Consider the following 25,231-nt stretch of genomic DNA (forward strand, 5'->3'; position numbering starts at 1 on the left):
GGGGCCTGATGTTCGCGAAGGTGCTGATCGCCAACCGGGGAGAGATCGCGCTACGGGTGCTGCGGGCGTGCCGCGAGCTGGGCATCCGTACCGCGGTGGTCTACTCCACCGCGGACGCCGACTCGGCCGCGGTGCGCCTGGCCGACCAGGCCGTCCTGATCGGACCGGCGGCCAGCCGGCGCAGCTATCTGAACGCCGCCGCGATCGTCGAGGCGGCCCGCCTGGTCGGCGCGGAGGCGGTGCACCCCGGGTACGGGTTCCTCTCCGAGGACGCCGACTTCGCCGAGATCTGCGCCGACAACGGCCTGACGTTCATCGGCCCGCCGCCGGAGGTGATGTCGGCGCTGGCCGACAAGTCCTCCGCGCGGGAGCTGATGCGCCGCGCCGGCCTGCCGCTGCCGCCGGGCAGCGTCGCGCCGGTGCCCACCGCCGAGCAGGCGGCGCGGGTCGCCGCCGAGGTCGGCTACCCGGTGATCGTCAAGGCCGCCGCCGGGGGCGGGGGCCGTGGGATGACCGTCGTGCACACCCCGGCGGAGCTACCCCGGGCGTACGCGCGGACGCGGGCCGCCGCGCAGGTCGCCTTCGGCGACGACCGGGTGTACGTCGAGCGTTATCTGACCGATGCCCGGCACGTCGAGGTCCAGGTGCTCTGCGACGGCCACGGCAACGGCGTGCACCTGGGCACCCGGGACTGTTCGGTGCAGCGGCGGCACCAGAAGCTGGTCGAGGAGGCACCGGCGCCCGCCCTGTCGGCCGGCGCGCTGGAGGCGATCTCGGCGTGCGCGCTGCGCGGTGCCCTGGCGGTCGGCTTCACCGGCGCCGGGACGGTGGAGTTCCTGGTCGACGCCGAGGAACGGTTCCACTTCCTGGAGATCAACTGCCGGATCCAGGTGGAGCACCCGGTCACCGAGATGATCACCGGGATCGACCTGGTGCACGAGCAGTTGCACATCGCCGCGGGGGTGCCGCTGCGCTGGCGGCAGGAGGAGATCGTCCCGCACGGGGTGGCCATCGAGTGCCGGGTCAACGTCGAGGACCCGGACCGGGACTTCGCGCCCACGCCGGGCCGGCTGGAGCGGTTCCTGCCACCGGGGGGCCCGTTCACCCGCGTCGACACCCACGGCCGTCCCGGCTACCTGATCGGGCCGCACTACGACTCGTTGCTGGCCAAGGTGGCCGTCTGGGCGCCGGACCGGGAACTGGCGCTCAACCGGCTGGAACGGGCGCTCGAGGAGTTCGACATCGCCGGCCCCGGCATCCGCACCACCATCCCGTTCGTCCGCCGGGTGCTCGACGACGCCGGCTTCCGCAAGGGCCGCTACACGACCGGCCTGGTCGAGCGGCTGCTCGCCGTCCCGACCGACCCACCGCACAGGAGGACCCGATGACCGTCACCCACGGCCGACCACTGACCACCGAGATCACCGACATCCTGGTGACGCACTGCGGTCTCGACCCCGACGCCGCCGCCCGGGCGCCGGCGGCGTCGCTGGAGGAACTCGGCATGGACTCGCTGGCCCTGCTCGAACTGTCCGCCGTGGTGTCCGACCGCTGGCAGGTGCAGATACCCGAGGAGACCGCGCAGCTCAGCATCGCCGGTGTCGCGGACCTGGTCGCCCGCCGCGCCGACCCGCCCGGGCACACCGAGAACAGCGTCCTGATCGCCGCACCGCTGCCGCTGGTGTGGGCGGTCACCAACGACGTCGCCGGGTGGCCCGAGCTGTTCACCGAGTACGCCCGCGCGGAGATCCTGCACCGCGACGGGAACACCGTCCGGTTCCGGCTGACCATGCACCCGGACGAGAACGGCGTCGCCTGGAGCTGGGTCAGCGAGCGGACCGTCGACCCGACCAGCCACGAGGTCCACGCCCGGCGGGTGGAGACCGGCCCGTTCGAGTACATGCGGATCCACTGGCGCTACACCACCGAGCCCGGCGGCACCCGGATGACCTGGGTGCAGGACTTCGCGATGAAGCCGACCGCGCCGATCGACAACGCCGGCATGACCGACCGGATCAACACCAACAGCGCGGTACAGCTCGCGGTGATCCGGGAGAAGATCGAGCGGCTGGCCCGCGAGGGCGGTGCCGGCGATGAGTGAGCGGGCCACGGACGCGGCACGCCGCCCGGTCGCCGCCACCGACGTACCGGCGGACCGCCGGCGCGGTGGCGAACTGCGGGTGCTGCTCGGCCCGCGCACCGTCGGCAGCACCTCCGGCTTCCTGGGCGTGGCCACCCTGCGTCCGGGCGAGCGCATCGCCGAGCACTACCACCCGTACAGCGAGGAGTTCCTGTACGTGGCGCGCGGGGCCATCACCGTCGACCTCGACGACGTGCCGGTGTCGCTGGCCGCGGGCGAGGCGCTCTTCGTCCCGGTGAACGTCCGGCACCGGCTGCGCAACACCGGCGCCGAACCGGCCGAGGTGGTCTTCCACCTCGGACCCCTGGCCCCCCGGCCGGAGCTGGGGCACGTCGACACGGAACTCGTCGAGCAGCGGGGCGGGTCATGAGGGAGCGCCGCACGGTGGTGACCGGGATCGGGGTGGTCGCCCCGGGCGGCGTCAGCCGGGACCGGTTCTGGAAGGCGATCACCGAGGGGCGCACCGCGACCCGTCGGATCACCTTCTTCGACCCCACGCCGTTCCGCTCGCAGATCGCCGCCGAGTGCGACTTCGACCCGGTCGCCGCCGGCCTCACCGACGCCGAGTGCCGCCGCGCCGACCGGTACGTCCAGTTCGCGCTGGCGTGCGCCGCCGAGGCGGTCGCCGACGCCGGGCTGGACCTCACCGACGCCCAGCGCGAGCGCACCGGGGTGGTGCTCGGCACCGCGGTCGGCGGCACCATGGCTCTGGAGCAGGAGTACGTCACGGTGAGCGACGCCGGCCGGCACTGGCTGGTCGACGCGACGCTCGGCGGCCGCTTCCTGTACCAGGCGCTGGTGCCGAGCAGCCTCGCCGCCGACGTGGCCTGCCGGCACCGGCTGCACGGCCCGGCCCAGGTCGTCTCCACGGGCTGCACGTCCGGCATCGACGCCATCGGGTACGCCCACCAGCTCATCGCCGACGACGAGGCGGACGTGGTACTGGCCGGTGCCGCCGACTCCCCGATCTCCCCGGTCACCGTCGCGTCCTTCGACGCGATCAAGGCGACCAGCCCGGACAACGACGATCCGGCGCACGCGTCGCGGCCGTTCGACGCCGACCGGCGGGGATTCGTGCTCGCCGAGGGAGCGGCGGTGCTGGTGCTGGAGGAGGCCGGGCACGCCCGCCGGCGCGGGGCGCACGTCTACTGCGAGGTGGCCGGGTACGCCAGCCGCAGCAACGGCTACCACATGACCGGTCTGCGTCCGGACGGGCTGGAGATGGGGCTGGCGGTCAGCGCCGCGTTGAAGCAGGGCGGGATCGCGCCGGACCAGGTCTCCTACATCAGCGCCCACGGCTCCGGGACCCGGCAGAACGACCGGCACGAGACGGCCGCGTTCAAGCGCGCCCTGGGCCAGGCCGCGTACCGGGTGCCGGTCAGCTCGATCAAGTCGATGGTCGGGCACTCGCTCGGCGCCATCGGCTCCATCGAGATGGCCGCCTGTGCCCTGGCCATCGAGTTCGGGGTGGTGCCGCCGACCGCCAACTGGACCACCCGGGACCCGGAGTGCGACCTGGACTACGTGCCGAACGAGGCCCGCGAGCTGCCGGTGGACGTGGCGCTGTCGGTGGGCAGCGGCTTCGGCGGTTTCCAGTCGGCGATGGTCTTCCGCCGGACGTCGGGGGCGGTGGCGGCGTGACCGCCGGTGGCGATGGTGGCGGCGTGTCCGCCCGGGCCGTGGTCACCGGGATCGGCGTGGTCGCGCCGAGCGGGATCGGCGCCGACGCGCACTGGCGGACGGTGCTCGCCGGCACCCGTCGCACCGGTCCGTTGACCCTGTTCGACCCGTCCGGCTATCCCACCCGCCACGGCGGCGAGGTGCCCGGCTTCGACGCCGCCGGGTACGCCGACAACCGCCGGCTGGTGCAGACCGACCGGTGGACACACCTGGGTTTCGCCGCCACCCGGCTGGCCCTGGCCGACGCCGGCCTGCCCGAGCGCGCCCCCGACCCGTACGGCTACGCGGTCGCCCTGGCCAGCTCGTCCGGCGGCAACCTGTTCGGGCAGCGGGAGCTGCAACGGCTGTGGGGTGGATCGTCGCGCACCGTCGGGGCGTACCAGTCGATCGCCTGGTTCTACGCGGCCAGCGTCGGCCAGCTCTCCATCCACCACCAGTTCAAGGGGCCGTGCGGCGTGCTGGTCGCCGAGGCCGCCGGTGGCCTGGACAGCCTTGCCCACGCCGCCCGCGCGATCCGCAGGGGCACCCCGGTGGTGATCGCCGGGGCGACCGAGTGCCCGCTGAGTCCGTACGCGTTGGCCTGCCAGCTTCGCTCCGGGATGCTCAGCGACGTCGCGGACCCGGAGCGGGCGTACCGGCCGTTCGACGCCGCCGCCAGCGGCTACCTGCCGGCGGAGGGTGGGGCGGTCTTCGTGGTGGAGGAGCTGGCGCACGCGCTGGCCCGCGGTGCCCGTGTCTACGGCGAGGTGGCCGGCTGGGGATCCACCCACGACGCCGTCCACACCGGACCGGACACCGCCGGTGACCCGGTGCAGTACGCCCGGGCCATGCGGCTGGCCCTGGACCGGGCCGGCGTGCCCGCCGAGGCGGTCGACGTGGTGCTGCCCGACGCGCTGGGCGTGGCCCGCTACGACCGCAGTGAGGCGGTGGCGCTGCGCGCCGTGTTCGGCGACCGGTCGCCGCCGGTGACCACCCAGAAGCCGCTGACCGGCCGGGCGCACCAGGGTGGGTCGGCGCTGGACGTGGCGACCGCGCTGCTCGCCTTCGCGCACGACACGCTGCCGGCCTCGGCCGGCCCGGACGAGGTCGCCGACGGCTGCGAGCTGGACTTCCTGCGCGGGCACCGGCGGCCCCGCACCCGGGTCGCGCTGGTCGGCGCCCGGGGCTTCGACGGTTTCAACAGTGCGCTGGTCCTGCGCGGGGCGGCGCCGGTGAGGGGAGTGCACGGATGAGCGAGCAGCGGGCCCGGGTGGTCTTCCTGGTGCGGGTGCCCGAGGAGCGGACGGCGGCGTTCCTGGCCGCGTACGAGGCGGTGCGACACCTGGTCGCCGACGGGGTCCCGGGTCATCTGGTGGACCAGGTGTGCCGCTCGGCGACCGACCCGGAACAGTGGCTGATCACCAGCGAGTGGGCGCGGCTGGCCGACTTCGAGGCGTGGGAGCGCAGCCCGGAGCACCGGGACCTGGTCCGGCCGATGCGGGAGTGCTTCACCGACGCACGGTCGCTGCGGTTCCACATCCACGCCCAGACCCCGGCGCTGACCACCGCCTGAGCTGCTTCCCGGCGGGCCGGGGGCGTCGGTGCGGTGCCGGCCCACCCGGCTGCCGGCGCTTCCCGGGGTGGCGGCGCTTCCCGGGATGGCGCCGCTTCCGGGGTGGCGGCGCTTCCCGGTGGCGGTGGTCGGGCGCGGCATCGTGACGTTGGCCCTTTCGGGCTGATGTCGTGGATGGATCAGCGGTGGTGTCGTAGACGGCTCAGCTCGACAGCGTCACGCCGGCGTGGTTCCGGTCAGCGCCACCCGCGCCCGCGACCCGCCTCCGTGACCGCGACCCGGGCCCGTGATCGCGATCCGGGCCCGCGTTTCGCGTCCAGGCCCGGGTTTCGCGCCCGCGAGCCGCGTCCGTGGCCCGGCCCGGCCCGGCCCGTGACCGTGGCCCGGCCCGTGACCGCGACCCGGGCCCGCGTTTCGCGTCGTGACCGCGACTCGCGCCCCGGCCCGTGCGCCCGCGCCGTCCTTTCGCGAGCGCGAGCGCGGTCGCGCTCGCGGACCTCCACGCCTCGCGTCCGGCACGCTGGCGGCGCCAGTGTGGTCGGACGCCAAGGCCGGCGTGCCCGAGGCCACCGAGCCGTACCGGACCACGCGGTCGGACCACGCGCTCGGACCGAACGGCCGGGTGGGCTGGGCCGGTCGGCGTCCGAGCCGCGCCGGACGTACGAAGGGGTATCCGGCGGTGCCGCGAAGCCGGTGTACGCGCCCGATACTGCCCGCCTGATCGAGCCTCGGCAATACGGCCGGCCGCCATTTCTGATCTAGCCATTTGCACCTAGCAATGGATCTGAGGGCTGTCGTAGGGTTCCCCGCAGCAACCCGAGAAAATTTCTTATGGGCGGATTCGCCCTCTTTCGTGCTGGGCGGTGAACAGTAGTGGTCAGGCCCCCGTCGACCGACGATCCTACGGCGACAGACCCGGGATGGGTTGACGAAGTGCTGTTCGCCGGGCGATCGAGCGACGTATGCCTCAGCTTGCCCGACCCGGTGGACCGGGCCACCCTGCGTCGGCTGGTGACCGCCGCGCAGGAGCGGCTGACCGCCGCCGGACTCCGCTCCGGAGGTGCCGTCGCGCTGCGCCTGCCGCCGTCCCTGGCGTACGTGGTGAACCTCCTGGCGACCTGGCGGGCCGGGGGGCAGGCGATCCTGCTCGACCACCGGCTCACCGACCACGAGGTGGACCGGGCCCTGGAACGCCTCACCCCGCAGGTGGTCGTCGCACCGGTCCGTACCGGTGGCGGTGCGTTGCGTGTGTTCGTCGACGTCACCGAGGGTGTCACCCCGTACGCCGACCGTCCGGCGGTCAGCGGGCACGCCGTCATCCAGCTCAGCTCCGGCTCGACCGGCCCGTCCAAGGTGATCGGCCGGACGGCGGCCGACCTGGTCGCCGAGGTGCACCGCTACACCCGCATCGACGGGGTGGCCCTGCCCGGCGAGCGGATCGTGCTGCTGCCCTCGATGGTGCACGTGCTGGGCCTGGTCGGCGGCCTGCTCTACGGCCTGCACGCCGGTGTCGAACTCGTCCCGCCCCAGCGGCTCAGCGGCGACGCCGTCCTGGCCGCCATCGCCGCCGCCGACAGCCCGGCCACCGTCCTCGGCGTGCCGTTCCACATCGGACTGGTCACCGCCACCCGCCCGGACGGCCCGCTGCCACAGTTCCGGCGGATGACCACCGGCGGCGAGCTGGTCCCGGCCGCCGTCGCCCGGGCCTTCACCGACCGGTTCGGGGTGCCGCTGGGCAACATGTACGGGATGACCGAGGTCGGCGTCATCGGCACCGACCTGCACGGCCGGCACCGCCCGTCGATCACGCCCGCCCCCGGCATCGAGGTGCGCGAGGTCGGCGGCGAGCTGCACGTCAGCTGCCCGGCCTCGCCGTACGTGGGGCTGACCGACCCGACCCGGTGGTCCGCCGGCTGGCTGCACACCCGCGACGCCGGCACCGTCGACCCGGACACCGGCCTGGTGACGGTACGCGGACGGCTCGACTCGCAGGTCTCGGTGGGTGGCATGAAGGTCGATCTCACCGAGGTCGAGACCACCGTCGCCGAACTGACCGGCGTCGCCGCCGCCGTCGTGGTCTGGGACAACGGCATCACCGCGTACGTGCAGCCGGACGGCCCGCTGTCCGAGGAGGCGCTGGACACGCTGCTCGCCGAGCGGCTGGCCGGCTACAAGCGACCGCGCACCCTGCACCTGCTCGATCAGCTGCCCCGGACGACCACCGGGAAACTGGTCCGTTCCGTCGACGCGCTGCGGACGGCGGCCACGCCGTGACCGGACCCCTGCACCACCTCGACGACGACGTCGACCCCGCCCTCCGCACCGACCACCGCGACCGCGAGCACCAGGGGCCCGTCCACCCGGGGATGTCCCACCCGGACGGCCGGCAGGCCGGGCACCGGCCGCAGCACCCCGTCGTCGGGCTCCGGCATCGGCCGACGCAGTCCGCCGGCGCGCAGACCCACGCCGAGCGCCTTGCCGACGGCCTCCTTCGCGGTCCACAACCGCAGGAACCCCGACTCCCGGTCGCCGGCCGGCCGGCCGGCCAGGTGGGCCGCCTCGTCCGGGGCGTACCAACGCCGCGCCAGGGCCACGGCCGGCAGTGGGCGTACCCGCTCCACGTCGACGCCGACCGGCCCGCGCGGACGGGCGGCGACCACCACGATCCCGGCGGTACGACTGACGCTGACCGGCAGCGCGACCGGCCCGACGGGTCGCTCACCGCCGGGCGGATCGGCGACCCGGACCACCGGGGCGCCACCGGGCCGGTGCCCCACCACGACCCGCTCGGCTGGGGCGCCGAGCAGAGCGACACCCACCCGCCGCAGCAGCGGCCCGACCGGAACCGGCCGACCGCCGGCGTCCCGGCCGACCCACACGTACACGGTGTCCCGACCGGGCACCGGTAGCTGGCTCACGGAAAGAGGTTAACCATGAGAGCCGAGGTCCGCGCCTTCGTCATCGAGCAGCTCGCCGACATGAACTACGACGTGGAGGACATCGACGACGACACCACCCTCGGACCCTCCGGGGTGGACCTGGAGTCCCTCGCCCTGGCCGACCTCTCGGTGCGGGTGGAGGACCGGTACGGCCTGACCTTCGCCGACGACGAGTCGGAGAAGCTGGCCCTGATGACGGTCGGCGAGTTCACCACGATGGTGGCCGACCGGGTCGCCGGGGCGACGAGCGACCCCTCCTGATGGCCGGTCAGCCCGACCTGGGGCGAGCTGACCTGGTGACCATGCTCGCCGAACTGCACGCGCGACCCGCCGCCGAGGTGCCCGACCGGATCGGCTCGATGGAGCTGGCCTGGCTGGTGCACCTGGTGGAGCAGCGCTACGACCGGCAGCTCGACCTCACCGACGACCAGCTCGCCGGCATCCGTACCGTCGACGACGCCCTGGTGGTCTTCCGGACCTCCCTGACCGCTCCCGCAGATGGCTGAGCGGGGGGCCGTCCAGCTCACCGGTGTGCACGCGATCAGCGCCCTCGGCAGGGGAGCCGAGGCGCAGCTCGCCGGTGTGCTCGCCGCGACGCCGGCCTTCGCGCCGGTGGGCCGCTTCGACACCGGCCCGCGCCGGGTCGACGCCGCCGCGACGCTGCCCGACGTCGGCCGGCTGCCCGACGAACTGGCCGAGGCGGTCGAGGTCGCCTGCGCCGACGCCGGCCTGAACGCCGCCGGGCGGGCCGGCGCCGCGCTGCTGCTGGCGGTGCACGGCGGTGTCGGGGTGCCGGAGCTGGCCACCGGGCTGGCGCGGCGCACCGGACTGGGCGGGGGCACCCGTGCGTACACCACCGCCTGTGTGTCGGCGACCAGCGCGGTCGCCGCCGGCGCGGCGCTGCTCGCCCGCGGCGACCGCGACGCCGTGGTGGTCGCCGCCGGCTACCTGGTGGAGCCCGACCAGTACGCGCTCTTCGACACCGGTCGCGCGCTGGCCACCGACGGCGCGGTCCGCCCGTTCAGCGCCGGGCGCACCGGTCTGCTGCTCGGTGACGGCGTGGCGGCGGTGGTGCTGCAACGGGCCCGCTCGGCCCGCGACCCGGTGGCCGACCTGCTCGGTTGGGGCCGGACCGGCGACGCGTTCCACCCCTGCCAGCCGGAACCGTCCGGCCGGGGCCTGGCCCGCGCGGCCCGCGCCGCCCTGGACCGGGCCGGGCTGCCGCCGGAGGCGGTCGGGTACGTCAACGCCAACGCCACCGGCACCGCCGGCAGCGACGCGTCCGAGGCGGCCGCGCTGGGCGCCGTGTTCGGTGCCGCCGGCGTGCCGGTCAGCTCCACCAAGGCGGTGCACGGGCACGCCCTGGAGGCGTCCGGGCTGCTCGAACTGGTGGTCACCGTGCAGGTGCTGAGGCACGGCAAGCTGCCGGTCAACGCCGGATGGCGCGGGCCCGACCCGCACTGCCCGGTGGACGTCATCCTCGACGCGCCGCGCCCCGCCGCGACCCGGTACGCGCTGACCCTGAACGCCGCCTTCGGCGGGGCGAACACCGCCCTGCTGGTCGGTGCGGCGTGAGCGGCGGGCCGCCGGTGCGCGCGGAGGCGTCCTGGCCGGAACCCGGTGACGGCGCGCCGCCGCCGGTGCCCGGGTTCGTGCACTCGGACTTCAGCCCGCTGGTCGCGGCCGTGGCCGAGCGGTGCCTGAGCCGGGCGTACGGGCAGCGGCCCGCGCCGGACGGCGGGCGGACCGCGGTCGTGCTGGTCACCGCCGACGGTGACCGGGACAGCGCGGCGCACGTGCGCCGCACGGTGGCCGCCGGCGGGCGACCCGGACCGCTGTTCTTCTTCCAGTCGGTACCCAACAGCGTGGCCGGGCACGTGGCCGCCCGCTGGGGACTGGGCGGGCCGGTGGTCTGCCTCGCGCCGACCGGCGACCCACGACGCGACGGGGCGGCCGAGGCCGACCTGCTGCTGCACGACGGCGACGCCGACGCGGTGTTGCTGGTTCTGATCGAACAGGCGCCCGACGACGGTGGCGCGCGGGACCGGGCCCGAGCCGTCGCGGTGCTGCTGGGGGGAGGAGACAGACCATGAGGACCAGGGGACTGCGCGGCGCACTCGCCGCCGACGACCTGATCGGCGCCGGCAACGTCCTGGCCCGGGTGCTGGCCCACGGGGCCGACCCGGACGCACCCGGACTCACCTTCGACACCGCCGTCGACGGGCACCCCGCCGACCACCCGCTCACCCTCGGCCAGCTCGACGAGCGGGTCGCCGCCCGGGTCGCGTGGCTGCACGAACGCGGGGTGCAGCCACGCGACCCGGTGGCGGTGTGGGCGACCGCCGCCGCCGACATGGTGCTGAGCTTCCTCGCGCTGACCCGGCTGGGCGCGATCCCGGCGCTGATGAACGGCAAGCTGCGCCCGGAGATCGCTGCCGAGTACATCCGCCGCCTGCGTGGCGTGGGCGTGCTCGCCGACGACGCGCACACCGCCCTGCTCGCCGGGCACGACCTCGGCGTACCGGTGCTCGGCACGCCCGCCGAGGCGGGCTCCGGCGACCCGGCCGGGGCTCCCGCGCACTACCGGCACCACCCGGACGACCCGATCGTCATCACCCACACCTCCGGCACCACCGGCGTGCCCAAGGCGGTGCTGCACTCGCACGCCAGCCTCTTCGCCGCGACCCGGCACCTGCTGTCCATGCCGCAGGCGCAGGGCACCACCCGGATCCTCAACGCGCTGCCCGCCCCGCACACCGCCACCGTGCTGATGGTCAACCAGGCGCTGGGCAACTCGGCGGAGATGTTCCTCCTGTCCGACCAGGGCGGGGAGCAGGTGCTGGACGCGATCCAGCGGTGGCGGCCCGACGGGGTGTTCGGTTTCTCCGTCACCTGGGCGGAACTGGCCCGGTTCGACCTGTCCGCGTACGACCTGGACTCGGTGCGCCTGTGGTTCAACACCGGCGACAGCTCGCACGAGCCGCACATCCGGCGCCTGGTCGCGGTCGGTTCCCGGGACGTGGTGACCCGCCAGGGCATCACCCGGGTACCCGGGTCGGTGTTCATCGACGGGCTCGGCTCCAGCGAGATGGGCCACTCGATGTTCCACGTCACGCACACCCGGGACACCGACCGGTACGACCGCTGCATCGGCCGCCCGTACCGGTTCACCTCGGTGGCCGTGCTCGACGCGCACGGCGACCCGGTGCCGGCCGGCGAGGTGGGGTGGCTGGGCATCGACTCGCCGTCGCTGTTCCGGGGCTACTGGAACGACTCGGTGACCACCTACCGGTTCCGTCAGCGCGGCTGGTACCTCACCGGGGACCTGGTGTACGCCGACGACGAGGGCCGGTATTACCACATGGACCGGGCGGTGGACGCGGTCGACGCCGGGGACGGGAAGCGCTTCTACACCGCGCTGTCCGAGGAACGGGTGCTGGCCGCCTGCCCGGACGTCACCGACTGCACGGTGGTGATACTGCGCGAGGGCGACGCGGTGGTCACCGACGTGCTGCTGGAACTGGCGGCCGGCGCGGACGAGGCCGAGGACCGCACCGAGCGGGTGCGTGCCGCGCTCGGCGCCGACGTCGGCGCGACCCTGCGCCGGGTGGTGCCGGTGCGCTCGGACGACATCCCGGTCACCGTGACCGGCAAGGTCCGCAAGGTCGTGCTGCGCGAGCGCTATCTCAGCGAGACGCCGTCATGACCGCGGTGATCACCGGGATGGGGCTGTTCACCCCGGCCGGTCGGGGCGTCGACGCCACGTTCGACGCGCTGTGCGCCGGCAAGTCCGGGCTGGCCCGCCCGCCGGAGGACCACCCGGCCGCCGGTTCGCTGGAGGTCGCCGGGGTGCTGCCGGACGTCGACCCGCGTACGGTCGCCTCCGGCCCGGAGGCCAAGGTGCTGGACCGGATCGTCGTGCTCGCCCTGCACACCGCGGCCGACGCCCTCGCCGACGCCGGCATCGAGGTGGGCCGCGACGTCGACCCGGAGCGGATCGCGGTGGTCGTCGGCGGGGTGGGCGGTATGGCCACCCTGGAACGGCAGGTGCTGGCCCGGGCCGAACGCGGCCGGGCGGCGGTCAACCCGTACCTGCTCACCGGGATCCTGCCGAACATGCCGTCGGCGCGGATCGCCATCCGGTTCGGCATCCGTGGCTACAGCTCCTCGGTCGGCACGGCCTGCGCCTCCGGCGCGCAGGCGGTCGCCGACTCCGTCCGGCTGATCCGGGCCGGCGAGGCCGACGTGGTGCTGTGCGGGGCGAGCGAGGCACCGCTGTTCCCGACCTTCGCCGACACGTTCGGCAACGCCCGGGCCCTCGCCCGTGGCTGGGACGACCCCACCGCGGCGAGCCGGCCGTTCGACCGGCGCCGCAACGGGTTCGTGCTCGCCGAGGGCGCGGCGCTGCTGGTCCTGGAACGCGCCGAGCACGCGGCGGCCCGGGGCGCGACCGGGTACGCCGAGGTCGCCGGGTACGGGGTGACCACCGACGCGTACCACCCGACGGCCCCGCGCCCGGACGGCGCCGGCGCGGCCGGTGCCATGCGCCGCGCCCTCGCCGCCGGTGGGGTGCCCGCCGCCCGGGTCGGCTACGTCAACGCGCACGGCACCGGCACCAAGCTCGGTGACATCGCCGAGACCACCGCGCTGGGCGACGTCTTCGGCGTCGGCGGGGTGCCGGTCAGCTCCACCAAGGCGCTCACCGGCCACCTGCTCGGCGCGTCCGGGGTGCTGGAGGCGGCGGTGACCGCGCTGGCGCTGGGCCGGGGGCTGCTGCCGCCGACGTACAACCTGGACGAGGTGGACCCGGCGTGTCCGGCGGACCACATCCGCGCCGAGCCGCGGCCGACCGACGCGGCGTACGCGCTCACCAACTCCTTCGGGTTCGGCGGCCAGAACGTGAGCCTGCTGCTCGCGCGGGCCGCCCGAGCCCGCGGGTGACGACACCACCGGCAACGACGACCACGGGGGGAACTGTGGGAAGGGCTGGGACATTGGACATCCGTGGGATAGACCACATCGAACTCTACGTGGGGGACGCCCGGCAGGCCGCCTTCTACTTCTGCCGGGCGGTCGGCTTCGGACTGCTCGGGCAGGGCGGACCGGAGACCGGGCTGGCCGGGCAGCGGTCGCTGCTGCTGGGACAGGCCGACATCCGGATGGTGCTGACCTCCGGGCTCAGCGCCGATCACCCGGCGTCGCGCTACGTGCAACGGCACGGCGACGGCATCGCCGTGGTGGCCCTGGAGGTCGACGACGTCGCCGGGGCGTACGCGCGGCTGTGCGACCGGGGGGCGGTCGGGCTGACGCCGCCGACCACCTTCACCGGCGCGGACGCCGAGGTGGTCACCGCCGAGGTGGGGGGCTTCGGCGACGTGGTGCACCGGCTGGTGCAGCGGCGCGGCGACCGGCGCGACTTCCTGCCCGGCGTGATCGAGGCGGTCCCCGCCGACGGTGACGCCGACGGGGTGCTCGCCGAGATCGACCACCTGGCGGTCTGCGTGCCGCCGGGGCAACTGGCGGCCACGGTCCGGCAGTACCGGGAGGTGTTCGGCTTCGCCGAGATCTTCACCGAACGGATCGAGGTCGACGGGCAGGCGATGAACTCGACCGTCGTGCAGAGCCCGTCGGAGCGGGTGACCCTGGTGCTGCTGGAGCCGGATGCCACCGGCCGGGCGGGGCAGATCGACGCGTTCCTCGACCAGCACGCGGGGGCCGGGGTGCAGCACCTGGGCCTGCGTACCGACGACATCGTGACCGCGGTGGAGACGCTCGGCCGGCGCGGGGTGCGCTTCGCCGGCACCCCGGGCAGCTACTACGACGCGCTGGAGGACCGGGTCGGTCGGGTGGACGGGCAGGTGGAGCGGCTGCGTGACCTCGGGGTCCTGGTCGACCGGGACCACGGCGGGCAACTGCTGCAGATCTTCACCGAGTCGATGCACGTGCGCCGGACGCTGTTCCTGGAGCTGATCGAACGCCGTGGGGCGCGGACCTTCGGCAGCGGCAACATCAAGGCGCTGTACGAGGCCAAGGAACGGGAGCTGGCCGCCGCCGCGGCGGTGCCGCAGGGGGTGCCGGCATGACCACGACGGAGTTCTCGCCGACCCTGACCGCCGCGGAGGAGGCGCTGCTGCCCACCGACGCCGACGTGGCGTTCTACGCCGAGCACGGCTGGTACCTGTCGGAGAAGCTGCTCACCGACGACGAGGTGGACGCGCTGGCCGCCGCGGCCGAGCGCTACTACGCCGGCGAGCGGGCCCGCCGGCTGCCGGTACGCCCGCCGAAGCTGGCCTACTGGGAGCCGGAGAAGGGCGACGTGCAGCGGCACAACGACTACGTGCACCACGAGCACGACGGGCTGGCGGCGATCCTGCGCAAGCCGCTGATCGGCGCGGTCGCCGCCCGGCTGGCGAAAGCCACCGAGATCCGGATCTTCCAGTCCACGCTGATCCGCAAGCCGCCGATCTCCGGCGAGCCGTCGAACATCGTGCCCTGGCACTTCGACAAGCACTACTGGGCGTCGTCGTCGTCGGAGGACATGCTCACCGCGTTCATCCCGTTCCACGACTGCGGGGAGGAGATGGGCACGATCACCATGGTCGACGGCTCGCACCGGTGGAGGGAGATCGGCGCGGACGACACCGTGGTGCGGCACTTCGCCGAGCGGGACCGCGACCAGCTGGAGGAGATGCTGGCCGAGAACGCCGCGTACAACGGTGCGTCGATCCGCAAGGTGCCGATGGTCATCCCCAAGGGACACATGAGCTTCCACCACTGCCGCACCTACCACGGCAGCGGCGCGAACGTCAGCGGCCGACCCCGCAACGCGATCTCGCTGCACCTTCAGGACGGCGACAACGCCTGGCGGGAGTACCCGCTCTCCGACGGCACCGTCGCCGCGTACAACCACGACGTGCTGGTCCGCCGCACCCACGACGGGCGGCCGGACTACGCGGACCCCGAATACTGCCCGGTCATCTGGCGCGACCGCGCCCAGCAGGGAGGCTGACATGTCACGGTACGACTGGGGTAAGACCCACCCGGGGATCGAGCGGCTGGAGAAGGCGGTGACCGACCGCCGGGACGTGGTGGTGCGGCACCCGCTCTACGCCAACCTGGACACGCACGAGGCGCTGGTCACGTTCATGGAGCACCACGTCTTCGCGGTCTGGGACTTCATGTCCCTGCTGAAGTCGTTGCAGCGGCAGCTCACCTGCGTCACCGTGCCGTGGATCCCGACCGGACCGACCGGCAGCCGGCGGCTCATCAACGACATCGTGATGGTCGAGGAGAGCGACGAGCTGGGCGAGGGCTACATCAGCCACTTCGAGCTGTACGTGCAGGGCATGACCGAGGCCGGCGCGGACACCACGGCGGTGGAGAAGCTGATCGACCTGCTGCGCGCCGGCCGGCCGGTCACCGACGCGCTGACCGAGGCCGGTGTGCCCGGACCGTCGGCGGCGTTCGCCGCGACCACCTGGCGGATCATCGAGACCACCCCGGTGCACTGCCAGGCCGCCGCGTTCGCGTTCGGCCGGGAGGACCTGATCCCGGACATGTTCACCCAGGTCGTCGCCGTCAACGAGCGCAGCCAGAAGCTGCACAAGTTCGTCGACTACCTGGAGCGGCACATCGAGGTCGACGGCGAGCAGCACACCCCGATGGCGATGCAGATGCTCGCCGACCTCTGCGGCGACGACGACGCCAAGTGGCAGGAGTGCGCGGACACCGTCAACACCGCGCTCGCCGCCCGGGCGAAGCTCTGGGACGACATCCTGGCCGCGATCAAGGGTCGCGGGTGACCGACCCCGAGGAGGTCCGGCTCTACCGGACGGTCCGGCTGATCCGCCGCTTCGAGGAGCGCGCGATCGGCCTGGTCCGTTCCGGGCACATCGTCGGCGGCATCCACCCGTACCTCGGTCAGGAGGGGATCGCCGCCGGCGTGTGCGCCGCGTTGCGCGCCGACGACGTGGTGGCCGGCACCCACCGTGGGCACGGGCACGTGCTCGCCAAGGGTGCCGACCCGGCCCGGATGCTCGCCGAGCTGTGCGGCCGGGAGAACGGGCTGAACCGGGGCCGGGGCGGGTCGATGCACGCCGCCGACTTCGGCGTCGGCGTGCTCGGCGCGAACGCCATCGTCGGCGCCTCCGGGGCGATCATGACCGGTGCGGTGTGGGCGGCCCGCCGCCGCGGCGGCGACGTCGTCGGGGTGAGCTTCTTCGGCGACGGCGCGGTCAACGAGGGCATGCTGCTGGAGGCGTTCAACCTGGCCGCGCTGTGGCGGGTGCCGGTGCTGTTCGTCTGCGAGAACAACGGCTACGCCACCACCATGCCGGTCGACGGCGCGGTGGCCGGCACCATCACCGGCCGGGCCGAGGCGTTCGGCATGCCGGCGTCCGTCGTGGACGGCCAGGACCCCGAGGCGGTACGCGCGGTCACGGCCGCCGCCGTCGCGCGGATGCGCGCCGGCGGCGGCCCGGAGCTGATCGAGGCCCGCACCTACCGCTTCGACGCGCACCACACCTTCGAACACGCGGTACGCCTGGACTACCGCCCGCCGGACGAGGTGGCCCGGGGCCGGTCCCGGGACCCGGTGGAGATCGCCGGGGCGCGGCTGTCCGACGCCGACCGGGCGGCGGTGGACGCCGAGGTCGAGACGACGCTCGACGCGGCGGTGGAGTTCGCCCTGGCCGGGCCGGAGCCGGACCCGGCCGACGCGCTGGCGTACCTCTACGCCAGCGGCCTGACCGCCCGGGGAGGTGGCTGAATGCCGAGGTTGTCCTACCGCAGGGCGCTGACCCGGGCGCTCGCCGACGAGATGACCCGCGACCCCGACGTGTTCCTGCTCGGCGAGGACATCCGGGTCGCCGCGTCCAACGTCACCGCCGGGTTGCTCAAGCGGTTCGGCCCCGACCGGGTTCTGGACACCCCGCTGTCCGAGCAGGCGTTCACCAGCTTCGCCACCGGCGCGGCGCTGCTCGGCACGCGACCGGTGATCGAGTTCCAGATCCCCTCGCTGCTGTTCCTGGTCTTCGAGCAGATCGTCAACCACGCGCACAAGTTCCCGCTGATGACCGGTGGGCAGTGCGCGGTGCCGGTGACCTACCTGGTGCCCGGCTCCGGCTCGCGGACCGGGTGGGCGGGGCAGCACTCCGACCACCCGTACAGCCTCTTCGCCCACGTCGGGGTGACCACCGTGGTGCCGGCCACCCCGGCCGACGCGTACGGGCTGCTGGTGTCGGCGGTGCGCTGCGACGACCCGGTGGTGGTGTTCGCGCCGGCCGGGGCGATGGAGGTCCGCGCCGATGTGGACCTCGCCGCGCTGGTCCCGGTGCCGCTGGGCCGGGGCCGGGTGCACCGGGCCGGCGACGACGTGACCGTGGTCGCCGTCGGCCACCTGGTGCACGACGCCCTCGCCGTCGCCGAGGACATCGCCGACCAGGTGTCGGTGGAGGTGTTCGACCCCCGCACGCTGTACCCGTTCGACTGGGACGGCCTGTGGGAGTCGGTGTCGCGCACCGGCCGGCTGGTGGTGGTGGACGACTCCAACCGTGCCTGCGGCATCGGCGCCGAGGTGATCGCGGGGGTGGTGGAGCGGGTGCGGCTGGTCGCGCCGCCGCGCCGGGTGACCCGCCCGGACGGCGCGGTGCTGCCCTTCGCCCCGGCGCTGGACCGGGCCGTGCAGCCGGGCCGGGAGCAACTGCGTGCGGCCATTCAAAACGTGATGAAGGACGGGTGAGACATGCTCGACGTCGACTACCGCTGGCCGTCGGCCGCGCAGCCCTGGCTCGACCTGCCCGCCGACGTCCGCGCCGACATGGTGGCCGCCGGGGCGCGGTCCTGGCGGGAGGTCTTCGACGGGCGGGCCACGTACAACAAGCAGTGGCGGCTGGCCCGGCCCCCGGTGATGGACGAGACCACGCTCGGCGTGCTCAACGCGGTCTGTGACCGGCTGGCACAACTGATCTTCGAGGCGTGCCGGCGGCGGGCGGGCACGGCGGGGGAGCTGCGGCGACTGCTGCGGGTGCCGGACGGCGAGACCCGGCTGCTGGACGACGACGAGCCGCTGACCGAGGCGCTGCTGGACGCGTTCCGCCCGGACGTGCTGCTCTCCGACGGGGTGCCCAAGGTGGTGGAGTACAACATCGACTCCAGCCTCGGCGGGGCGTTCGACGCGGACACCACCGTGCGCCGGTTCGTCGACGTCTACCGGCGGCACGGCCTCACCGAGCGGATCCGCCTGGCGGCGGCGCCGTCGGCGGTGGACCGGCGGTTCGCCGCGATCCGCGCCGGGCTCGGCCTGCCCGACGGGGCGCGGGTGGCCATGCTGATCGACTTCGACGCCGAGTACCCCGGGCTGGACGACCCGGAGCGCTTCTTCCGGCTGCTCACGCCGGTGGTCGACCGGGCCGCCGTGTTCGGCCTGGACCTGGTCATCGCGCCGGTCTCCCAGGTGACCCTGGACGACCAATCCCGGCTGGTGGTGCGCGGCGGGCCGGTCGACGGGGTGTTCCGGCTGTTCGTGCCCAACCGGGTCACCCCCAGCGCCGGGGTGGACGCCCTGGAGGCGGCGCTGGCCGCCGGCACGGTGCCGATGTGGGTGTCCGCCGCCGCGTGGCTGATCGCGAACAAGGCCGCGTTCGCCTGGCTCTGGGACGACGCCGGCGACCTGCCGGCCGCCGACCGGGACCTGGTGCACCGGTACGTGCCGCAGACCTGGATGTTGACGCCGGACCTGGTGGACCGGGCGATCGTCGAGCAGCGCGACCTGGTGGCGAAACCGTCGGACGGCTCCGCCGGGGTCGACGTGCTGGTCGGCCGGGCGTGCGACGCCGACACGTGGGCCGGCGGGGTGCGGCGGGCCGCCGACCGGGGCGGGTTCATCCTCCAGCGGTACGTGAAGGCCGACGACGTCCCGCTGGACTTCGTGCACATCGAGACCGGCGACACGGTCTCCGCGGACGTCCCCTACAGCATCGCGCCGTACCTGTTCGGCCGCGAACCGGCCGGTGCCTGCATCCGGACCGGCTTCCCCGGCTGCGACGCCGTGCTCAACCTCGCCCGCGGCGTCCTCCTCTCCGGCCTCCTGGTGGTCGACTGACCGACCAGTCCACGGCCTCTCCGGTTGATCATGGATTGGCGGGTGGTTCGGAGATCGAATCACCCGTCAACCTCGTGATCAACGGCGTGGGAGGGGATGCGGTGGGTGGACAGGGCGCGGAGGGTCTGGGCCGTGGCGATGGCGTCGCTGCGGGCGCTGCCGTGACGGCCGTCGCTGCTGTAGATGGACGGGTCGGCGGTGAGTGGGTGGTCGGTCAGGTGCACGTGGACGGTGCCGAGGCGGTCGGCCAGGGCGCGGGTGTGCTCCGCCAGCCGGCGCATCCGCTCGCCGATGCCGGCGCGCAGGTGCTCCGGCACGGCCGGGCTGTGTGACACGTCGAACATGCCCACCGTGATCACGTCCGCGCCGGCCGCCCGCAGCGCCTCGATCATCGAGGTCAGCTCCGCGTCGACCGCGTCGGCGTCGTACGCCGGCCGGAACGCGTCGTTGCCGCCGCACACGACCAGTGCCAGGTCGGGACGGAACTCCCGCGCCGCCGCGAGCTGGGTGGCGCGCACCTCGTGCGCCCGCAACCCCCGCCGGCCCAGGTTCAGGTACGCCAGCTCGGGGCGTACGGCCCGCAGTTCGGCGGCGATCCGGTCGGCCCACTGCACGTCCGGGTAGCCCTCGACCGGTTCGCACAGCCCCTCGGCCACGCTGTCGCCGAGCACCACGAATCGTCGCCACGGGTGGCCACGCAGCAGCTCGGCACTCTCCCCGGGACGCAGGCACCACGGATCCGTAGCTTCGGTCAACGTCGATGGCATGCCCGGCAGGCTACGGCAAGGAAGGGCCCCCCGTTAACGCCTGCGGTAGAGCAAGGGCCCCCGCTTAACACCGCCGCCGGGGCCCGCTCCCGGGGCGGCCCGGTCGACCGGCGGAGTCAGCCCAGGAGCGTCAACAGGTCGCCGGGCTCACTCGCGGTCAGGTCGGCGAGTGCCGTCGGGTCGTACAGGTGACCCCAACCCGCCGCCACGGACAGGGCGCCGGCGCCGCGAGCCGCGCCCAGGTCCAGGGGTGAGTCGCCGACGTACGCGATCTGTCCGGGCTCGACGCCGAGTCGCCGGCAGGCCAGCAGGACGCCCGCGGGGTCCGGCTTGGGCCGGTCCACCTCGTCGCCGCCGACGATCACCGCGACGTGCTCCGCCAGGCCGGTCCGTCCGAGCAGGATCCGGGCGGCCTCCGCGCTGGCACCGGTGAACAGGCCGACCGGCACCCGGCGGGCGGCCTCCGCGAGCAGGTCCGCCACCCCGGGGTAGACGGTCACGCGGTCGGCCGCCGCGGCCAGCTCGTGGTGGTAGCGGGCCATGTCCTCCTCGGTGGCCTGCCGGCCCAGCAGGGCGGAGAGCAGGTCCACCGGCGCGCCGAGCGAATAGCCGGCGATGATCTCCTCGTCGGTGTGCTCCCGACCGCCCCCGGCGAGCACCGTCGCCCGGTACGCCGCCGGCACCGCGGCGTGCGACTCGATCAGTGTGCCGTCCATGTCGAAGACCAGCCCCGTCAGCGGGGCCCCGGGGCATGCCACGGATGGAGCCTAGCCGGCCGGAGGACCGGCGCGGTGGGCGGCGGCGAGACGCTTCGGCGCGCGGGCGTACCAGGCCTCGGTGATCAGCTCGGTCAGCTCGTCGGTGTCGATGCGCGCCAGCCGGACCAGGACGGCCGGGTAGCCGTCGAGGTGCGGGGTGGTGAAGTAGACGGCCGGATCGTCGGCGAGCAGCGCCTCCCGGGCACCCAGGTCGGGCACCCGCGCCCCGAGGATCGGGCCGGCGGGCGCGGCGTCACCGAGGGCTTCGAGGTCGGCGCGGCGCAGCGGTCGTTCCCAGACGAAACCCTTGTCCCGGACCTTCCAGGCGGGCAGCCCGTCGTACGACGGTTTCTCGGTCGTCTCCGGCAGGCTCAGCGCGATCCGCCGCACGTCGTCCCAGGTGGCCACGACCCGACCCTACGCCGACCCGGCGCGCCCGGCGGCCCCCTCGTCGAGCAGGGCGTCCAGCGTCCGCCGCGCCAGGGCTCGGGTGACCGGGGCGGGATCGTCGTACGTGATGAGGGATTTCCACAGTGCCCAGCCCCGACCCCGCGCCCAGGTGGCGTCGTCGACACCGAGCGTCCTGCGGAACGCGGCCCGCGCGGACCCCGCCAGGAACGTCCAGGCGATGACCGTGTCGCACGCCGGGTCGCCCACGCCGCAGCAGCCGAAGTCGATGACGGCGGCGAGCCGGCCGTCGCGGACCAGCAGGTTGCCGGGGGCGACGTCGCCGTGGAACCACACCGGCGGGCCGGTCCACCGCGCGGCGAGGGCGGCCTCCCAGATCGCGAGGACGGCGTCGGAGGGGATCCGGTCGCCGAGCGCGTCCACGGCCCGCCGGGTGTCCTCCTCGTACGAGGTCAGGGGTCCACCACGCCCGGCGCTGTGCGGGCCCGCCCCGGGTCCGTCGGTGGCCTCGACGTCCCGCAGCGCGGTGAGGAATCCGGCGAGCGCGACGGCGAACGCGGTGGTGTCACCGACGCGCCCGACGGCGGCGGTGTCGCCGTCGATCCACCGGCGGACCGACCACGGCCAGGGGTAGTCCTCATCCGGCGCTCCGGCGGCCACCGGGACCGGTACGGGCAGCGGCAGGCGTGACGCGAGGAACGGCAGCCAGCGCTGCTCCTTGCCGACCTGGAGGGCGTAGCCGGCCGCACTGGGCAGCCGGACGGTCAGGTCCGCGCCGAGGTGGAAGGTGCGGTTGTCCCAGCCGCCGTACGCCACCGGCCGGACCGGCAGGTGGGCCCACCGGGGGAACTGCCGGGCGACGAGCCGGCGGACGAGCGCGACGTCGATCTCCATCCGCACCAGCGTGCCGCTCACGGCACTCGCCGACAACCGGTTTCCACCCTCAACCCGGTGGGACCGGGGAGGGGTCGGGGGTGGGAGCGGGCTGGGAGCGCAGGGCGGTCAGCAGCGGGATCGTGGTCACCAGCAGGGCGAAGACGGCTGCCGCCAGCAGGGCGGGGACGAGGCCGTAGGCCGTCACCGTCCAGCCGCCGAGCAGCGCGCCGACCGGCAGCCCCGCGAACGCCAGCGAGCCGGCGAGCCCGATCACCCGGGTCTGCAACTCCGCCGGTACCCGCTCGTACAGCGCCACCCCGAGCAGCGGGTTCACCACCGCGATGCCGATGCCGGACAGGAACGTCACCACCAGCACCAGCGGCAGGTCCTCGCTGAGCGCCAGGACGAGCAGCCGGGGCGCACCGCTGACCGCCGCGCCGACGGCGAAGGTCAGGTCCCGGCGCAGCCGGGGACCGAGCACGGTGAACAGCACGTTGCCGAGCAGCGCGCCGGCGGAGAACGCCCCGAGCACCAGGCCCAGCCCGGCCGGGTTGCCCAGCACGTCGGCCACCCACAGCGGGATGTAGACCGCGATGCTGGCGTTGACCACCATGTTCAGTGCCGAGATGACCAGCAGCATGGTCAGCAACGGGTGGTCCCGGCCCAGGTAGCGGAAGCCGCCGCCGAGCGCCCGCAGATATCCCTGCGGCGCGGCGGGCGCGCCGTCGCCGGCCGCCGCCGGGGCGCGGACCAGCAGCCCGATCAGCGCCGCGCACACCGCGAAGGTGGCGGCGTCGATCAGGATCGCCCAGGTCACCCCGAACCACCAGATGAGCAGCCCGCCCATGCCGGCGCCGATCAGGGTGACCACCCGGCCCAGCCCGTCGTAGACCGAGGTGAGCCGGATCAGCCGTACCCCGGCGGCCTCCGCGACCGGCCGGAACAGCACGTGCTTGACCCGGTCGCCGACCCCGCGCAGCGCGCCCACCACGGCGACCAGCGCCACCAGCGTGCCGAAACCCAGCCACGGGGTGAGCGCCACCGCCACCATCAGCCCGGCGCTGCCGACGTCGGCGAGGATCGAGGAGCGGCGCAACCCGAGCCGGTCCGCCAGCGGGGTGCCCAGCGCGCTGGACAGCAGGTACGGCAGGGTCTCGGCGGCGGCCACCACCCCCATCTTCACCGGGCTGCCGGTGGTCTCCAGCACCAGCCAGGGGATCGCCACCACCGAGATGCGGCTGCCCAGGTTGGACAGCAGGTCGGCGCCGACCAGGGCGACCAGTTGACGCCGGGGCGTCACGCCCGGCTGCCGATCGAGGCCGCGGGATGCTCCACGGCCGACGGGTGGTCGGCGGCGTACCGGGCGCGCAGGGCCCGCTTGTCCACCTTGTTGGCGCGGTTCAGCGGCAGCCGGTCGACGAACTCCACCCCGCCGGGCGCCCACGTGTCGCTCAGCGCGGTGGTCACCGCCGCGACCAGCTCCGCGCCGGTCACCGTCGCGCCGGGAGCGCGCACCACATAGGCGTACGGGAGTTCGCCGGCCACCTCGTCGGGTACGCCGATCACCGCGGCGGCGCGGACCTGCGGGTGCCCGGCCAGCACGTCCTCGATCGGCCGGGAGTAGATCGGCCAGCTGCGCTGCCGGGTCAGGATCCGGTCCTGCGACCGGTCGACCAGGTAGAGGTAGCCGTCGTCGTCGAGGTGCCCGATGTCGCGGGTGCGTACCCAGCCGTCGACCAGCGTCTCGGCGGTCAGCTCCGGCTGGCCGTGATAGCCGGCGAACCGCAGGCCGGTGTGCACCCACACCTCGCCGTCGGCCCCGGTCGGCAGCACGGTGCCGTCCTCGGCACGGATCTCGACCCGCACGTCGCCGTACGGCTTCCCGCAGGACCGGAGCCGCTCCGGGTGCGCCGGGTCGTCGGTCAACCCGGGCAGGGCGGTGATCACCACGGCCTCGCTCAACCCGTACACGATGCGCAGCACCGGGCCGAAACGCGCGATGGCCTGGCGCAGCCGGGCGGGCGCGGCGGGCCCGGCGCCCACGTTGAACATGAACATGGCGGAGAAGTCCGCGCCGTCCAGCGCCGGGTGGTCGAGCACCTCGTAGAGCATCGGCGGGGTGACGAACGTCGAGGTGATCCGCTCGGCGTCGACGGTACGGACGAACGTCTCCGGGTCCCAGCCGTCGCGGGGGAACAGCACGCCGCCGGTGAACAGGTTGAACAGGGTGGTGATCTGGCCGCTGGCCAGCCACATCGGCGAGTACGACAGGTGCCGCAGCAGCGGGAAGCCGGCGTCGCGGAAGGCCGCGGCCAGCGCGAGGACCTGGGTGTAGAAGCTCTCCCGGTGGTGCACCAGTTTCGGGGTGCCGGTGGTGCCCGAGGTCTGCAGGAACGACTCCGGTTCCGGCGCGTCCGGCGCGGAGTCGGGGTCCGGGCCGGCGACGTCGGCGGTGGGGTCCGGGCCGGCGTCCCCGGCGGTGCGGTCCGGGCCGGCGTCCCCGGCGGTGAGGTCCGGGCCGGCCCCGCCCGGGCCGAGGCAGAACACCGGTACGCCGGGCAGGCCGGCGGCCAGGTCCGGTCCCACGCTCGCCGGGTCGCGGGCGTCGTAGAGCAGGGCGTCCGGGCGGGCCAGCGCGACGAAGTCGTCGACCTCCCGCCGGGAGGTGACCGGGGCGACCCACATCGTCCGGCAGCCGAGCAGGTGCAGGGCGAGCTGCACCAGCGGCGCCTCCACCGGGTTGCCGAGGACCACCAGCACCCCGTCCCCCGGCCGCACGCCGTGCCGGCGCAGCGTGGCGGCGAGCCCGCGCACCCGCGCCCGGACGTCGGCGTACGTGAGCCGGCGCCCCCCGCCGACCAGCGCCTCCCGGTCGCCGAACTCCGCGAACAGCGCCAACGCCCGGTGCGCGTAACTCGTCCGGTGGTCTCCTCGGTCGGTCATCGGCGCGGCTCCCCAGCTCGGCGGACAGCGGCCTCCGGGCGGCGCCCGGGGCCGGGCACGGCGGGTC

Annotated in this window: 26 protein-coding genes; 19 read left to right on the top strand and 7 right to left on the bottom strand. The window is 74.5% G+C overall.

The window, feature by feature from the left end:
- Positions 1-8 precede the first annotated feature (8 nt).
- From D7223_RS25980 to D7223_RS26010, 7 genes are all read left to right on the top strand, one after another.
- Positions 9-1,388, top strand: coding sequence for an acetyl-CoA carboxylase biotin carboxylase subunit (locus D7223_RS25980; RefSeq protein ID WP_120731077.1), 1,380 nt, complete (start codon positions 9-11; stop codon positions 1,386-1,388).
- Complete coding sequence (locus tag D7223_RS25985) at positions 1,385-2,101, top strand: SRPBCC family protein (protein WP_120731078.1); 717 nt, start codon at positions 1,385-1,387, stop codon at positions 2,099-2,101. Before D7223_RS25980 ends, D7223_RS25985 begins: the two co-directional genes overlap by 4 nt.
- A complete protein-coding gene (locus D7223_RS25990) occupies positions 2,094-2,510 on the top strand; it encodes a cupin domain-containing protein (RefSeq protein WP_120731079.1) in 417 nt (138 codons plus the stop codon). Before D7223_RS25985 ends, D7223_RS25990 begins: the two co-directional genes overlap by 8 nt.
- Entirely contained in the window at positions 2,507-3,781 is a 1,275-nt protein-coding gene (locus D7223_RS25995; RefSeq protein WP_120731080.1) for a beta-ketoacyl-[acyl-carrier-protein] synthase family protein, read from the top strand. Before D7223_RS25990 ends, D7223_RS25995 begins: the two co-directional genes overlap by 4 nt.
- A 23-nt stretch (positions 3,782-3,804) precedes the next feature.
- A complete protein-coding gene (locus tag D7223_RS26000; RefSeq protein WP_120731262.1) occupies positions 3,805-5,052 on the top strand; it encodes a beta-ketoacyl synthase N-terminal-like domain-containing protein in 1,248 nt (415 codons plus the stop codon).
- Complete coding sequence (locus D7223_RS26005; protein WP_120731081.1) at positions 5,049-5,372, top strand: antibiotic biosynthesis monooxygenase family protein; 324 nt, start codon at positions 5,049-5,051, stop codon at positions 5,370-5,372. The genes D7223_RS26000 and D7223_RS26005 overlap by 4 nt, the downstream gene beginning before the upstream one ends.
- Positions 5,373-6,245: 873 nt before the next feature.
- Positions 6,246-7,646: a class I adenylate-forming enzyme family protein gene (locus tag D7223_RS26010; RefSeq protein ID WP_120731082.1), complete on the top strand. Its 1,401-nt coding sequence runs from the start codon at positions 6,246-6,248 to the stop codon at positions 7,644-7,646.
- Here the strand turns inward: D7223_RS26010 and D7223_RS26015 are convergent.
- Complete coding sequence (locus D7223_RS26015; protein ID WP_120731083.1) at positions 7,574-8,290, bottom strand: 4'-phosphopantetheinyl transferase family protein; 717 nt, start codon at positions 8,288-8,290, stop codon at positions 7,574-7,576. The two genes, D7223_RS26010 and D7223_RS26015, sit on opposite strands and share 73 nt — an antisense overlap.
- A gap of 15 nt (positions 8,291-8,305) precedes the next feature.
- Here D7223_RS26015 and D7223_RS26020 point away from each other — a divergent pair, with 15 nt between their 5' ends.
- From D7223_RS26020 to D7223_RS26075, 12 genes are read left to right on the top strand one after another with little or no spacing between them, the layout of a single operon-like run.
- On the top strand, positions 8,306-8,572 hold the full coding sequence (locus D7223_RS26020; protein WP_120731084.1) for an acyl carrier protein: 267 nt from the start codon (positions 8,306-8,308) through the stop codon (positions 8,570-8,572).
- Positions 8,572-8,817, top strand: coding sequence for an acyl carrier protein (locus D7223_RS26025; protein ID WP_120731085.1), 246 nt, complete (start codon positions 8,572-8,574; stop codon positions 8,815-8,817). Before D7223_RS26020 ends, D7223_RS26025 begins: the two co-directional genes overlap by 1 nt.
- Positions 8,810-9,886: a beta-ketoacyl synthase N-terminal-like domain-containing protein gene (locus D7223_RS26030; protein ID WP_120731086.1), complete on the top strand. Its 1,077-nt coding sequence runs from the start codon at positions 8,810-8,812 to the stop codon at positions 9,884-9,886. The genes D7223_RS26025 and D7223_RS26030 overlap by 8 nt, the downstream gene beginning before the upstream one ends.
- Complete coding sequence (locus D7223_RS26035) at positions 9,883-10,404, top strand: beta-ketoacyl synthase chain length factor (protein ID WP_120731087.1); 522 nt, start codon at positions 9,883-9,885, stop codon at positions 10,402-10,404. The genes D7223_RS26030 and D7223_RS26035 overlap by 4 nt, the downstream gene beginning before the upstream one ends.
- Positions 10,401-12,017, top strand: coding sequence for a class I adenylate-forming enzyme family protein (locus D7223_RS26040; RefSeq protein ID WP_120731088.1), 1,617 nt, complete (start codon positions 10,401-10,403; stop codon positions 12,015-12,017). Before D7223_RS26035 ends, D7223_RS26040 begins: the two co-directional genes overlap by 4 nt.
- A complete protein-coding gene (locus D7223_RS26045) occupies positions 12,014-13,252 on the top strand; it encodes a beta-ketoacyl-[acyl-carrier-protein] synthase family protein (protein ID WP_120731089.1) in 1,239 nt (412 codons plus the stop codon). The genes D7223_RS26040 and D7223_RS26045 overlap by 4 nt, the downstream gene beginning before the upstream one ends.
- 53 nt (positions 13,253-13,305) lie before the next feature.
- Positions 13,306-14,394: a 4-hydroxyphenylpyruvate dioxygenase gene (gene hppD / locus D7223_RS26050; RefSeq protein WP_120731090.1), complete on the top strand. Its 1,089-nt coding sequence runs from the start codon at positions 13,306-13,308 to the stop codon at positions 14,392-14,394.
- Complete coding sequence (locus D7223_RS26055) at positions 14,391-15,320, top strand: phytanoyl-CoA dioxygenase family protein (RefSeq protein ID WP_120731091.1); 930 nt, start codon at positions 14,391-14,393, stop codon at positions 15,318-15,320. The genes hppD and D7223_RS26055 overlap by 4 nt, the downstream gene beginning before the upstream one ends.
- A gap of 1 nt (position 15,321) precedes the next feature.
- Positions 15,322-16,113: a DUF3050 domain-containing protein gene (locus D7223_RS26060; RefSeq protein WP_120731092.1), complete on the top strand. Its 792-nt coding sequence runs from the start codon at positions 15,322-15,324 to the stop codon at positions 16,111-16,113.
- Complete coding sequence (locus D7223_RS26065; protein WP_120731093.1) at positions 16,110-17,078, top strand: thiamine pyrophosphate-dependent dehydrogenase E1 component subunit alpha; 969 nt, start codon at positions 16,110-16,112, stop codon at positions 17,076-17,078. Before D7223_RS26060 ends, D7223_RS26065 begins: the two co-directional genes overlap by 4 nt.
- Entirely contained in the window at positions 17,079-18,050 is a 972-nt protein-coding gene (locus D7223_RS26070; RefSeq protein ID WP_120731094.1) for an alpha-ketoacid dehydrogenase subunit beta, read from the top strand.
- Positions 18,051-18,053: 3 nt separating this feature from the next.
- Positions 18,054-19,412, top strand: a complete 1,359-nt coding sequence (locus D7223_RS26075) for an ATP-grasp domain-containing protein (RefSeq protein ID WP_120731095.1) — start codon at positions 18,054-18,056, stop codon at positions 19,410-19,412.
- 59 nt (positions 19,413-19,471) lie between these two features.
- On the opposite strand, the gene D7223_RS26080 is transcribed toward D7223_RS26075, so the two are convergent.
- The 6 genes from D7223_RS26080 to D7223_RS26105 form a co-directional block, all read right to left on the bottom strand.
- Positions 19,472-20,179, bottom strand: coding sequence for an SGNH/GDSL hydrolase family protein (locus tag D7223_RS26080; RefSeq protein WP_120731096.1), 708 nt, complete (start codon positions 20,177-20,179; stop codon positions 19,472-19,474).
- Positions 20,180-20,295: 116 nt separating this feature from the next.
- The gene (locus D7223_RS26085) at positions 20,296-20,937 is read right to left on the bottom strand and encodes an HAD family hydrolase (protein WP_238162230.1); all 642 of its coding nucleotides are present in this window, start codon (positions 20,935-20,937) and stop codon (positions 20,296-20,298) included.
- A gap of 9 nt (positions 20,938-20,946) precedes the next feature.
- Complete coding sequence (locus D7223_RS26090) at positions 20,947-21,345, bottom strand: MmcQ/YjbR family DNA-binding protein (protein WP_120731098.1); 399 nt, start codon at positions 21,343-21,345, stop codon at positions 20,947-20,949.
- A 9-nt stretch (positions 21,346-21,354) separates the two neighbouring features.
- Positions 21,355-22,239, bottom strand: coding sequence for an aminoglycoside phosphotransferase family protein (locus D7223_RS26095; protein WP_120731264.1), 885 nt, complete (start codon positions 22,237-22,239; stop codon positions 21,355-21,357).
- Positions 22,240-22,288: 49 nt separating this feature from the next.
- Entirely contained in the window at positions 22,289-23,521 is a 1,233-nt protein-coding gene (locus D7223_RS26100; protein ID WP_120731099.1) for an MFS transporter, read from the bottom strand.
- Positions 23,518-25,164 (bottom strand): class I adenylate-forming enzyme family protein, encoded by a 1,647-nt coding sequence (locus D7223_RS26105; protein ID WP_120731100.1) that lies wholly within the window; start codon positions 25,162-25,164, stop codon positions 23,518-23,520. Before D7223_RS26105 ends, D7223_RS26100 begins: the two co-directional genes overlap by 4 nt.
- Positions 25,165-25,231 lie beyond the last annotated feature (67 nt).

Source organism: Micromonospora endolithica (assembly GCF_003626595.1).
Classification (GTDB): Bacteria; Actinomycetota; Actinomycetes; order Mycobacteriales; family Micromonosporaceae; genus Micromonospora; species Micromonospora endolithica.